This is a genomic window from Telluria mixta (assembly GCF_029223865.1).
Taxonomy (GTDB): Bacteria; Pseudomonadota; Gammaproteobacteria; order Burkholderiales; family Burkholderiaceae_D; genus Telluria; species Telluria mixta.
The window spans coordinates 1470586-1482843 of sequence record NZ_CP119520.1 but is presented as its reverse complement, the minus strand read 5'-3'; the positions used below and the strand labels follow the sequence as shown (position 1 = coordinate 1482843).

The following is a 12258-nucleotide window of genomic DNA, read 5'->3' as shown; positions in this document are numbered from 1 at the left end:
AGCAACCGAGTCCCGATCACCCCCGCATGCGCAGCGCAAGACATCTGAAGTTCGTCGCCCTGGCCGTCTTCATCGTCATGGTCCTGATCGCGGCGGTGCCGTTCTGGCTGAACCGCTCCGTCAACGATCTGCTGGCGCAATCGCGCGCCGAACTGCTCGCGCAGCAGCGCCTCGATGACATCCTGACCGCCATGCGCGACGCCGAGACGGCGCAGCGCGGCTTCGTCATCACCGGCAACGATGTTTTCCTCGAACCGTACGAACGGATCCGGGGCACGCTGCCCGCGGCGCTGCGCGACGCGAAGGACAAGGCGCGCACGGATGCCGAGCGCGCCACCGCGTGGCGCATCGCGCGCTTGGCCGAACTGAAGCTGGCCGAAGTCGAGGAGATCATCCAGCTCCGCCGCCGTGCGGGGTTCGACGCGACGGAGCGCGCCGTCAGCACCCTGCGCGGCAAGCAGTACATGGACGACCTGCGCCGCCTGGTCGCCGAAGAGGATGCGCGGAGCAGGGTGCGGCACGACGCTCTGCAGGCCGACCTGCTGGCCCGTTCGAACCGGTCGTTCGTCGTGAGCGTCGCCGCCACCGTCTTCGATATCCTGGTGCTGGGGGCGCTCCTGCTGATCGTGATGCGCATGCTGCGCGCGCGCCGCGTCATCGCCGGGCAGCTGGAAGCGCAGGCCGGCCAGCTCGCGGAGGCCGTCGCCCTGACGACGCGCCACAACCGCGAACTGAAGCAGGTCGCCGAACTGCTGCGCGCCGTGGAGGCCGTGCCGTCGGTCCCCGACGCGGCACCCGTGATCGCGCGCTCGCTGCCGAAACTCTTGCCCGGCGTGTCCGGCACGCTGTTCCTGCTGCGCGACGAGGACGACCACATGCTGGACCTGCATACGCAATGGGGCACGCCGTCCGAACAGCCGCCCGAGATCGGGATCGAGTCGTGCTGGTCGCTGCGCCATGGGGCACGCTACCGCACGGCGGGCCCCAACGACCTGCCGTGCGCACACTACCGCAAGCCGGCGGATGAGGCCTCCGGGCGCCTGTGCGTTCCGCTCGTGACGCACGATGAACTGGTCGGCATGCTGCACCTCGAGGGCCTCGCCGCCGGGGCGGACTACGAAGAACAGGAGCGCCTCGCGGTGACGGTCGCCGAGCAGCTCGCGCTGGCGCTGGGCAATGCGCGCCTGCGCGAATCGCTGCGCCGCCAGTCGGTGCTCGATCCGCTCACGGGCCTGTTCAACCGGCGCCATTTCGACGCCGCGCTGAAACGCGAACTGGCCCGGGCGCGCCGCAAGAACGTGCCCGTCAGTCTCGTGCTGGTCGACATCGACCATTTCAAACGTGTCAACGACGACTACGGCCACGCCGTCGGCGACGCCGTGCTGCGCACCATCGCGCAACAGCTCCGTCTGGGCATCCGCGAAGGCGACATCGCGTGCCGCTACGGCGGCGAGGAGATGGTACTCTTGCTTCCGGAATGCGCGGCGGCGGACGCGGGCACGCGCGCGGAGGCGATCCGCATCGCGCTGGCCGCCATCGCGCCGCATCCCCAGGGCGAGGGACCGGAACGCGTGACGGCGTCGTTCGGCGTCGCGGCTTATCCGGCCCATGCCCAGGATGCCGAGGCGCTGTTCTGGGCGGCCGACAAGGCGCTGTACCGTGCCAAGCAGCAGGGCCGCAACCGGGTGGTGACGGGGGCCTGATTGTGGCGGCGCCGCCGGGATTGTGTCATCAATTCCACATGGCAACAAATGTTTCTTGACCGAAATGGCTGGGAATTGATACTTTCGGTCTTGAAGGAGGCGCATATTCATGGCCGATACAGTCACCATCCCAATCGACCAGGTCCAGATCGGCCTGTATGTCTACCTGGACCTGAAATGGTTCCAGCATCCGTTCGCGTTCAGCCATTTCAAGGTCAAGACCGAGGACCAGCTGCGCATCCTGCGCGGCCTGGGCCTGGCCACGGTCCGCGTCGATCCCGCGCTCAGCGACGTGCCGGTGCCCACGGCGGCAGCGGCGTCCGCGCCGGCGCAGCCCGTCCCGGCAGCGGTGTCGCCGGAGTCGCGTGCCGAGTCGCCGGTCATGGCGGCGAAACGGGAGATGATGGAACGCATCCGCGAACAGCGCGAGAACGCGGCGCGTGTCGAGCAGGCGTTCGTGAACACGGCGCGTGCCATCCGCGACATCGACCGCAACCTGTTTTCCCAGCCGGCCGAGACGGTCCGCGTGGCCGGCAAGCTGATCGGCCAGATCACGGATTCGATCCTGTCCGCGCCCGAGCTGGCGATCAACCTGATGGGCGACAAGCTGGGCGGCGAGGAAATCTATGTCCACTCGCTCAACGTCACGATGCTGTCGATGATGATCGCGCGCGACATCAAGCTGCCGCACGAGGTGGCGAGCGTGCTGGGCATGGGCGCGCTGTTCCACGACGTCGGGACGAAGAATATTCCCGACAAGGTGCTGAACAAGCTCGATGCGTATAACCACGCCGAGCAGGCGCTGGTCGAAACGCACAGCCACGGCGGTTTCGAGATCGCCCAGAAGCTGGGCCTCGCGGCACCGGCGCTGGCCATCATCCGCGACCACCACGAGATGTTCGACGGCAGCGGCTATCCGCGCCACCTGCAGGGGGAGGCGATCAACATCCTCGCGCGTATCGTCGCGATCGCGAACCATTACGACGAATTGTGCAATCCGCGCAATCCGGCCGAATCGCTCACGCCGCACGAGGCCCTGTCGCTGATGTTCGCCAAGATGCGCAGCCGGTTCGACCCGAAGCTGCTGCAGGTGTTCATCCGCTGCCTCGGCGTGTACCCGCCGGGCACGATCGTCCAGCTGGCCAACGGCGTCGTCGGCATGTGCGTCAACGTCAACACCGCCAAGCCGACCAGGCCGCAGGTCATGATCTACGAGGCCAGCGTGCCGCGCGAGGAGGCGATCGTCGTCAACCTCGATACGCAGCCGGACCTGAACATCGTGAAGTCGATCCGCCCGTCGCAGGTGCCCAAGGACATCTACAACTACCTCAGCCCGCGCAAGCGCGTCAGCTACTACTTCGACGCCGGCGATCCGGCGCGGAGGAGCCAGCCATGAACCTGCACCAGCAGATGGTCGACCACAGTCCGCACATGATGATGCTGGTCGATCCGGCCGACCTGCGCATCCTCGTCGCCAACCGCATGGTCGAACAGACGCTCGGTTACGCGGCCGCGCAGTTGCGCGACATGGTCATCACCGACATCGAAAGCTCGCTGCAGGACGTGTTCTATTGGGAGGACGTGCGCGGCGGCCAGTATCTCGACGTCGAGGCGCAGGAAGGCGAGTACCTGCGCGCCGATGCGTCGATGCTGACGGTGATGAAGTCCGTGCGCGTGATCCACGAAGGCGACCGCCCGCTGCTGCTCGTGCGCGCGCAGGACTGCCGCCATGAGCGCCAGGTCGAGGCCCTGCTCGAACAGACCCTGGCCCAGTTGCGCACGACGCTGGAATCCACCGCGGACGGCATCCTCGTGATCGACTGGCATGGCAAGATCACGAGCATGAACCGGCTGTTCTCGGCGATGTGGGGCATCCCGGCCGCGCTGCTGGAGGCGGGCGACGACGACGGCATCATCGAATACATCGCGGGCCAGGTGGAGCAGGGCGACCTGATCCGCACCCGGCTGCGGCAGGTGGCCGATACGACCGAGACCCAGGACCTGTTCCGCCTGACGAACGGCCGCTTCTTCGAATGCCGCTCGCGCCCCAGTTCCTGGGCGAGCGCATCATCGGGCGGGTGTTCGGCTACACCGACGTCACCGAGCGCCACCGGGCCGAGGAAGCGCTGCGCGAGTCGCGCGACCAGCTCGAATCGAAGGTGCGCGAACGCACCCGCGACCTGCAGGAAGCGAATGCGACCCTGGAAAAGGAAAAGGCGCGCCAGGCGGAGCTGATCAAGAAGCTGGGCGAGGCCCAGAGCCAGCTGCTGCAGTCGGAGAAGATGGCGTCGATCGGCGTGCTGGCGGCCGGCGTCGCGCACGAGATCAACAATCCGATCGGCTTCGTCAATTCGAACCTGGGCAGCCTGCAGCGATATGCGCAAGGCATGCTCCGGCTGCTCGACAGCTACGCGGCGCTGGAAGGATCGTTCAGCCCCGAAGACCGTGCCGACATCGCACGGGTGAAGGACGAAGTCGACGCCGAGTACCTGCGCGAGGACCTGGAGCCGCTGCTGCGCGAATCGCTCGACGGCATCGACCGTGTGCGCCGCATCGTGCAGGACATGAAGGATTTCTCGCACGTCGACGGCGGCGACCTGCAGTACGCCGACCTCGAAGCGGGCCTGAACAGCACCTTGAACGTGGTCTGGAACGAGATCAAGTACAAGGCCGAGGTGACCAAGGAGTACGGAAGCATCCCGCAGATCGAGTGCTACCCGTCGCAACTGAACCAGGTCTTCATGAACCTGCTGGTCAATGCGGCGCATGCGATCGAGAAGCACGGCCGCATCACCCTGCGCACGGCCCACGACGAGAAGCACGTGTGGATCGAAGTGGAGGACACCGGCACCGGCATCCCCGAGGACCGGCTGGGGCGCATCTTCGAGCCCTTCTTCACGACCAAGCCGGTGGGTAAAGGCACCGGCCTCGGCCTGTCGCTGTCGTACGGGATCGTGCAGAAGCACGGCGGCCGCTTCGAGGTGCACAGCGAAGTGGGCGTGGGCACCCGCTTCCGCGTCGTCCTGCCGCGCTTCCGGCCGGTGCCCGAGGCGGGCGTCGTCATCTAGCCGCCGCAGTTCCCGCAGTTTCATATGCGCGAAATCTTTTAACGAAAACGGCATATCAAAACGTAAAAGCATTCGTTCCGCATCGATGAGGGCAGCAGTAGCCTGTGTCCATCTCATCGACCCGGAACGACCATGACTGTTCTCCTGCTGGGCGGAAGCCCATCCTCTCCCTCGACGACATGGCGCCTGCAGCAACTGGTGGGTGAACGCCTGGCCGCGCTGGGCCATCGCACGGGCGCGCTGCAGGTGCGCGAGCTGCCCGCGCTGGCGCTGCTGCGCGCCGACGTCAGGGACCCGGCCATCGCGGACGCCGTCGCCCGCGTGCGCGACGCCGATGCGATCGTCATCGGCACCCCTGTCTATAAAGCGTCCTTCAGCGGCGTATTGAAAGCGTTCCTCGACCTGCTGCCGCAGGACGGCCTGGCGGACAAGCTCGTGCTGCCGCTGGCCACCGGCGGCAGCCAGTCGCACATGCTGGCGCTCGATTACGCGCTGCGCCCCGTGCTCGCCTCGCTCGCGCCGCGCCACATCCTGCCCAGCATCTTCGCGACGTCGGAGCAGCTGCCGTGGGATCCGGAGCTGGGCCTGCGCCCGGCGCCGGCCATCGCCGTGCGCATTGCCGCCGGCGTCGCGCAGCTGCACGACGACTTGCAGCGCATTACACCGGCCGCCCACGTGCTCGCCGTCGCCGCCTGACCATCACGATAAAAAGGATCACCCCCCATGACCGATTCATTCGATGCCGGCACGCGGCGCGGCCAGCGCCGTCGTACGCTCGGCCTGTTGTTTGCGGCAGCCGTCGCCGCCCCGTTCGCCGATCTGCCGCAGGCCCAGGCCGCGGGCGCGCCGCGCGAGGTGCGCATCGGCTACCAGAAATACGGCACGCTCACGCTGCTGAAGGGCCGCGGCACGCTGGAAAAGCGCCTGGCCGAGAAGAACATCACGGTCAAATGGACCGAGTTCCCGGCCGGCCCCGCGCTGCTCGAAGGCCTGAACGTGGGCAGCATCGACTTCGGCACGGTCGGCGAAGCGCCGCCGATCTTCGCCCAGGCCGCGGGCGCGAACCTGGTCTACGTCGGCAACGAGCCGCCGTCGCCGGACTCCGAGGCGATCGTCGTGCCGAAGAATTCCCTACTACGCAGCGTGACGGAACTGAAAGGGAAAAAGGTCGCGCTCAACAAGGGCTCGAACGTGCACTACCTGCTCGTGAAGGCGCTGGAAAAGGCCGGCGTCGATTACCGCGCCATCCAGACCGTGTACCTGCCGCCAGCCGAGGCGCGCGCCGCGTTCGAGCGCGGCGCCGTGGACGCCTGGGTGATCTGGGACCCGTTCCTGGCCGCGGCCGAGAAGCAGCTGGGCGCGCGCGTGCTCGCCGATGGCAAGGGGCTCGCCGCCAACCACCAGTTCTACGTGGCCGCGCGCCCGTTCGCCGAGCAGTATGGCGACGTCGTGCGCACCGTGATCGACGAACTGGCCAAGGTCGACGAATGGGGCCGCACGCACCAGCAGGAAGTCGCGACCATCCTCGCGGCGCAGACGGGCCTGCCCGTGGACGTCGTGGCCCTCGCGGCGCGGCGCTACGCGTACGGCGTGCGCACGGTGACCCCGGACGTGCTGGCCGCGCAGCAGAAGATCGCGGACACGTTCCACAGCCTCAAATTGATCCCGAAACCGATCGTCGTGCGCGATGCGCAGCCGCCCGCCAACCTGCTCGCGAAGGAATAAGCAATGAGTACGCCGAACGTTTTCTGGTTCATCCCGACCCACGGCGACAGCCGCTATCTCGGCACCAGCAAGGGGGCCCGCCCCGTCGACGCCGACTACACGCGCCAGATCGCCGTGGCGGCCGACACGCTCGGCTACGACGGCGTGCTGCTGCCCACCGGGCGCTCGTGCGAGGATGCGTGGGTCGTCGCGTCGTCGCTGATCCACGCCACGCGCAAGCTGAAATTCCTCGTCGCGATCCGTCCCGGCCTGTCGACGCCGGGCCTCTCCGTGCGCATGGCGTCGACGTTCGACCGCCTGTCCAACGGCCGCCTCCTGATCAACGTCGTCACGGGCGGCGACCAGGCGGAGCTGGAAGCGGACGGCGTCTTTGCCGACCACGAGACGCGCTACGAGATCTCGGATGAATTCATCCGCATCTGGCGCGCCGCGCTGGCCGGGGAGGGCGGCGACGAGGGCTATCACTTCTCGGGCAAGCACCTGACGGTGAAAGGCGCGCGCACGCTCTATCCGCCCGTACAGAAGCCGTATCCGCCGCTGTACTTCGGCGGCTCGTCGGACGCGGCGCACGAACTGGCCGCCGAACAGATGGATGTCTACCTGACCTGGGGCGAGCCGCCGGCCGCCGTGGCCGCGAAGATCGCCGACATCCGCGCGCGCGCCGCGAAGCACGGCCGCACGGTGAAATTCGGCATCCGCCTGCACGTGATCGTGCGCGAGACGAACGAGGAAGCGTGGGCTGCGGCGGACAAGTTGATCAGCCATCTGGACGACGCCACCATCGCCAAGGCCCAGGCGGCGTTCGCGAAGATGGATTCGGTGGGCCAGCGCCGCATGGCCGCCCTGCACGGCGGCCGGCGCGACAAGCTGGAAGTGTCGCCCAACCTTTGGGCCGGCGTGGGCCTCGTGCGCGGCGGCGCGGGCACGGCGCTCGTGGGCGATCCCGAAACGGTGGCCGCGCGCATGCGCGAGTACCAGGACCTCGGCATCGAGACGTTCATCCTGTCCGGCTACCCGCACCTGGAAGAGTCGTACCGCTTCGCGGAACTCGTGTTCCCGCTGCTCGGCAAAGGCAAGGAGCACGGCGAGCATTCCATTACCGGTCCGTTCGGCGAGGTGATGGCCGTCGACATCCTGCCGAAGAAGGTGGCGTGATGCAGCGCGCGGTCCGGACCCTCCCGGCGTCCGCGCAGCCGCGCGGCGGCGCGTCGCTTGCACGCCTGCTCGCGCCGCTGGCGCCGTGGGCGCTGCCGGTCCTGTTGATCGTCGCATGGCAGGCCGCGTCGCGCACCGGCCTGCTGTCGACGCGCATCCTGCCCGAGCCGCTGGCCGTCGCGAAAGCGTTCGGTGACCTGGCCGTGTCCGGCGAGCTGTGGACGCATCTGCGCGTAAGCCTGTGGCGCGCGGCGGCCGGCTTCGGCCTCGGCGCCGCGCTGGGCCTCGCGCTGGGCCTCCTGAACGGCAGCAGCCGGCGCGCGGCCACCCTGCTCGACACGACGGTGCAGATGGTGCGCAACATCCCGGCGCTGGCGCTGATCCCGCTCGTGATCCTGTGGTTCGGCATCGACGAGGCCGCGAAACTGTTCCTGCTGTCCGTGGGCGTGTTCTTCCCCGTCTACCTGAATACATTCCATGGCATCCGTTCGGTGGACGCCGGCCTGATCGAGATGGCGCGCAGCTACGGCCTGTCCGGCTGGGCCCTGTACCGCGACGTGATCCTGCCCGGCGCGCTGCCTTCGATCCTCGTCGGCGTGCGCTTCTCGCTGGGTCTCGTGTGGGTGCTTCTCATCGTCGCCGAAACCATCTCTGCGCAGGCCGGCATCGGCTACATGACGATGAATGCGCGCGAATTCCTGCAAACCGACGTCGTGCTGGTCGGGGTGCTGCTGTACGCCCTGCTGGGCAAGGCTGCCGACCTGGCGGCGCGCGGCCTGGAACGCCGCTTCCTGCGCTGGAATCCCGCCTACCGCTGATCCTTCATGCCAAAAGACAATCAAGACATCCGGGTGGGTGCGCACCTCGACGTGCGCAGCCTGACCAAACGCTATGCCGGCCGCACCGTGCTCGATGCCGTCAACCTCAAGATCGAGCCGGGCGAATTCGTCGCCGTCGTGGGCCGCAGCGGCTGCGGCAAGAGTACGTTGCTGCGCGCGATCGCGGGCCTGGAACTTCCTGACGCCGGCCAGGTCAGAATCAGCGGTGGCGGGCAGAAGCCTGAAGTTCGCATGATGTTCCAGGACGCACGCCTGCTGCCGTGGAAGACCGTGCTGCAGAACGTGGCGCTGGGCCTGAAGGATGGCGAGGAGCGGGCCCGTGCGGCGCTGCAGAGCGTCGGCCTGCCGGATCGTGCGGACGACTGGCCGGCCGCGCTGTCCGGCGGCCAGCGCCAGCGCGTGGCCCTGGCGCGCGCGCTCGTGCACGAACCGCAGCTGTTGTTGCTGGACGAGCCCCTCGGGGCGCTCGACGCCCTCACACGCATCGAGATGCAGCAGCTGATCGAATCGCTGTGGACAGCGCGCGGCTTTACGGCCGTGCTCGTTACGCATGACGTGCAGGAAGCCGTGGTGCTGGCGGATCGCATCCTGCTGATCGAGCAGGGGCGGCTGGCGCTCGACCTGGACGTCGGCCTGGCGCGGCCGCGCGCGCGGGGCAGCGTGGAGTTCGGTGCGTTGGAGCAAAAGGTGCTGGATCGGGTGCTGCAAACCCATCAGGCATCGTGATTATTTGCGACCTTTGGTATGACCAATTGTCCTCGATTGTTACATCGGGCGTTTCCCCTTCATTGTATAAACGGAATTAAATTTACTCAAATTTGATGCACACAATACAATCGCTTGTTTGACAGCTAGAAATGATTTCATTAAGTTCCACAAGTCGTTTCTGGCGACTTTTCAATTTAGCAATGTCCAACAAAGGGAGGAATCATGAGCGAACGCAGACACGAGCAGAAGGTCAAAGACGTTGGCGTCGATAACGATTACCTGTGCATCGAGCTATTGAGCGGTCTCCGCCTGATGGGTCCGTTGCGCACCAACCCGGTCTACCGGGACCCCGTCATGCCACCTGAAGCGCGTCCTCTGCCGAACGGCGATTTCAGGCACGCCGCCGTAGCCCCCTGAGCAGTCCCCCAAGGCCCTTCCTGGCCAGAAGCCGGGGAGGGCTCCACGTTTTCACCCGGCGCACGATTGCGCTCCCCGCCCCGCAAAGGCACGGACTGATGGGGTTACAATGTTCCCATGAAAATCCGTGTTGCGACCTACAACATCCACAAGGGCGTCTCTTCCTTCCGTAGTACGCCGCGCGTGTTGGCGCTGAAAAAAGCCATCGGTGCCTTCGATGCGGACGTCGTGTTCCTGCAGGAGGTGCAGGGCCGGCACGACCGCTACCAGGCCCGCTACGGCGAAAAGGTACGCACTCCCCATCACCACTGGCCCGAGAAGGCCCAGCACGAATTCTTTGCGGGTGAAAACCTGCATGCCGCCTACGGTATGAATGCCGTGTACGACCACGGCCACCACGGCAATGCGCTGCTGTCCGGTTTTCCGATCTCGAACCAGAACAACCACGACGTCTCCGACCACGCCTACGAACAGCGCGGCATCCTGCACTGCGTGCTGGAGACGCCGTCCGGCAACGTCCACTGCTACGTCGTGCACCTGGGCCTGTTCGAAGTAAGCCGCCGGCGCCAGACCGAAGCGCTGGTCCAGTGCGTGCAGGACTCGGCACGCGCGGACGAGCCCGTCATCATCGCCGGCGACTTCAACGACTGGCGCAATACCCTGAGCGATTGCCTGCGCCTGAAACTGGGCGTGGTTGAGGTATTCGATGAACTGGAGCGGCCGGCGCGGCTCGGCGCGCGGATTGGTGATATCGTGCGCAATGCGGCCGGGCGCGAAAAACGCCTGGTGCCGGCGCGGACATTTCCTGCCGCGCTACCCTGGTTCCGGCTCGACCGGATCTATGTGCGCGGCTTCAAGGTCGAGCATGCCGAAGTGCTGCACGGCCCGCAGTGGGCGCGCCTGTCGGACCACGCACCGATCGTGGCCAACCTGCAGCTGGCATAGCGATGCGCACCGTTACCTATGTAGCCAACAACGACGTTACCCTCCTCGAAAGTGGCAGCACCTATTTCCCGGCGCTGCTGGCTGCCATCGACTCGGCCAAGCACGAGATCCTGTACGAGACCTATATCTATGCCGAGGACGACACGGCGCGCGCCGTCACCGACGCACTGATCCGTGCTGCGAAGCGCGGCGTCAAGGTGCGCGTGCTGGCCGACTGGTTCGGCACCGGCAACCGCGTCGCCTTGCGGCTGAAAGAGGAATTCTGCGCGGCCTGCGTGCACTACCGCATGTTCAATCCGTGGTTCAAGCGCGGCGCCGCGCGCAGCCACCGCAAGATCGCCGTGATGGACCGCCAGGTCGCGTTCGTCGGCGGCATCAACACGAACGACGACAACCTGCACGATTACGAGCCGCACGCGCCGCTGCCGGCACCCCGCTGGGATTTCGCCGTGCGCGTGCAAGGGCCGCTCGTCGCCGAAATCCACCGCGAAGCGCAGGCTCAGTGGACGCGCGCGGGCCATTTGCCGCTCGTTCGACGGATTAATTTGTTCCGGGAAATGCGCAAGCAGCCGGCCGCGCTGGGCGACCACCCAATGCGGGCGGCATTCGTCGTGCGCGACAACCTGCGCAACCGCCGCACGATCCAGCGCGCCTACCTGCAGGCGATCGGCCGCGCGCGCAAGCGGGTGCTGATGGCCACGCCGTATTTCGCGCCGGGCCGCAAGTTCCGTGAGGCACTGTGCCAGGCGGCGCGGCGCGGCGTCGACGTCTGCCTCATGATCGGCGTGGGCGAGTTCCGCATGCAGGATGCTGTCGCGTCGTCGTTCTACCCCCAGTTGCTGGCGGCGGGCGTCCGCATCGTCGAATACCGCAAGACGCAGTTGCACGCGAAGGTCTGCGTCGTGGACGACAACTGGGCCACGGTCGGGTCCAGCAATTGCGACGGGCTGTCGCTGTTCGTCAACCAGGAAGCGAATGTCGTCGTGCGCGATGCGCAATTTGCCGGTACGCTGGCCCGCCAGATCGAGCGGGGCGTGGCCGATGGCGTGCAGGTCTGCCTGGATGATTTGCGGCAACTTGGTTGGGTGCGCCGCTGCGGCCACGAAATGGCCTATCTTCTCTATAAAATGACCATGCGGGTCGTCGCGATCGGCTACGCATGATGGAAAGACGCTATGACGGACAATGACAACGTAAGGATCGACAAATGGCTGTGGGCCGCGCGCTTCTTCAAGACGCGCTCGCTGGCGGCGGATGCGGTCGACCGGGGCCGCGTGCGGATCGGCGGCGAGCCCGTCAAACCCGCCCGCTCCGTCAAGGTCGATGATAAGATTTTCATCGACAACGGTTCGAATCGCTGGGAAGTGGTCGTGCTGGGCCTGTCCGACAAACGGGGCCCGGCGCCTGTCGCCCAGGCGTTGTACCGCGAGACGGAAGAGAGCATCGTGCGCCGCGAAAACGACCAGGAAGCACGCCGTTTGTTCCCCGAACCGGGCAGCACGATCAAGGGCCGCCCGACCAAGCGCGACCGCCGCGCCATCACCCGTGCGGGCGGCTGACAACACACTAGAACGTCGCCTCTAAGTTCCCGTTTGACATTTCACGGCTGGTAGATAATAGTACGAGCGTTCGGATTTTTTCGGCTAGATTAAATCCTCTCTTACGCGAGGCATATTATTAATACGACAGCGAAAAGCA

The 12258-nt window shown here is 66.5% G+C and carries 13 protein-coding genes; all 13 read left to right on the top strand.

Annotated features, from left to right (window positions below):
• Positions 1 to 26: 26 nt before the first annotated feature.
• The 13 genes from P0M04_RS06500 to P0M04_RS06440 all read left to right on the top strand — a co-directional run bounded on the left by P0M04_RS06500 (position 27) and on the right by P0M04_RS06440 (position 12119).
• A complete protein-coding gene (locus tag P0M04_RS06500; protein WP_259448132.1) occupies positions 27 to 1703 on the top strand; it encodes a diguanylate cyclase in 1677 nt (558 codons plus the stop codon).
• Positions 1704 to 1812: 109 nt separating this feature from the next.
• Positions 1813 to 3099: an HD-GYP domain-containing protein gene (locus tag P0M04_RS06495; protein ID WP_259448131.1), complete on the top strand. Its 1287-nt coding sequence runs from the start codon at positions 1813 to 1815 to the stop codon at positions 3097 to 3099.
• Positions 3096 to 3938: a PAS domain-containing protein gene (locus P0M04_RS06490; protein WP_281042384.1), complete on the top strand. Its 843-nt coding sequence runs from the start codon at positions 3096 to 3098 to the stop codon at positions 3936 to 3938. The genes P0M04_RS06495 and P0M04_RS06490 overlap by 4 nt, the downstream gene beginning before the upstream one ends.
• Complete coding sequence (locus P0M04_RS06485; RefSeq protein WP_281042383.1) at positions 3863 to 4771, top strand: ATP-binding protein; 909 nt, start codon at positions 3863 to 3865, stop codon at positions 4769 to 4771. Before P0M04_RS06490 ends, P0M04_RS06485 begins: the two co-directional genes overlap by 76 nt.
• A gap of 132 nt (positions 4772 to 4903) precedes the next feature.
• Positions 4904 to 5467: an NADPH-dependent FMN reductase gene (gene ssuE / locus P0M04_RS06480; protein ID WP_259448129.1), complete on the top strand. Its 564-nt coding sequence runs from the start codon at positions 4904 to 4906 to the stop codon at positions 5465 to 5467.
• A 27-nt stretch (positions 5468 to 5494) separates the two neighbouring features.
• Positions 5495 to 6496, top strand: a complete 1002-nt coding sequence (locus tag P0M04_RS06475; RefSeq protein ID WP_259448128.1) for a sulfonate ABC transporter substrate-binding protein — start codon at positions 5495 to 5497, stop codon at positions 6494 to 6496.
• 3 nt (positions 6497 to 6499) lie between these two features.
• Entirely contained in the window at positions 6500 to 7651 is a 1152-nt protein-coding gene (gene ssuD, locus P0M04_RS06470) for an FMNH2-dependent alkanesulfonate monooxygenase (protein ID WP_259448127.1), read from the top strand.
• Positions 7651 to 8469, top strand: coding sequence for an aliphatic sulfonate ABC transporter permease SsuC (ssuC, locus tag P0M04_RS06465; protein ID WP_259448126.1), 819 nt, complete (start codon positions 7651 to 7653; stop codon positions 8467 to 8469). Before ssuD ends, ssuC begins: the two co-directional genes overlap by 1 nt.
• 6 nt (positions 8470 to 8475) lie before the next feature.
• The gene (locus P0M04_RS06460) at positions 8476 to 9216 is read left to right on the top strand and encodes an ATP-binding cassette domain-containing protein (protein ID WP_259448125.1); all 741 of its coding nucleotides are present in this window, start codon (positions 8476 to 8478) and stop codon (positions 9214 to 9216) included.
• Between the two features lie 204 nt (positions 9217 to 9420).
• Positions 9421 to 9615, top strand: a complete 195-nt coding sequence (locus P0M04_RS06455; protein WP_091664145.1) for a hypothetical protein — start codon at positions 9421 to 9423, stop codon at positions 9613 to 9615.
• Between the two features lie 117 nt (positions 9616 to 9732).
• The gene (locus tag P0M04_RS06450; protein ID WP_259448124.1) at positions 9733 to 10560 is read left to right on the top strand and encodes an endonuclease/exonuclease/phosphatase family protein; all 828 of its coding nucleotides are present in this window, start codon (positions 9733 to 9735) and stop codon (positions 10558 to 10560) included.
• Positions 10561 to 10562: 2 nt separating this feature from the next.
• Positions 10563 to 11723, top strand: coding sequence for a cardiolipin synthase ClsB (gene clsB / locus P0M04_RS06445; protein WP_259448123.1), 1161 nt, complete (start codon positions 10563 to 10565; stop codon positions 11721 to 11723).
• Between the two features lie 12 nt (positions 11724 to 11735).
• Positions 11736 to 12119, top strand: a complete 384-nt coding sequence (locus P0M04_RS06440) for an RNA-binding S4 domain-containing protein (RefSeq protein ID WP_036236454.1) — start codon at positions 11736 to 11738, stop codon at positions 12117 to 12119.
• Positions 12120 to 12258 lie beyond the last annotated feature (139 nt).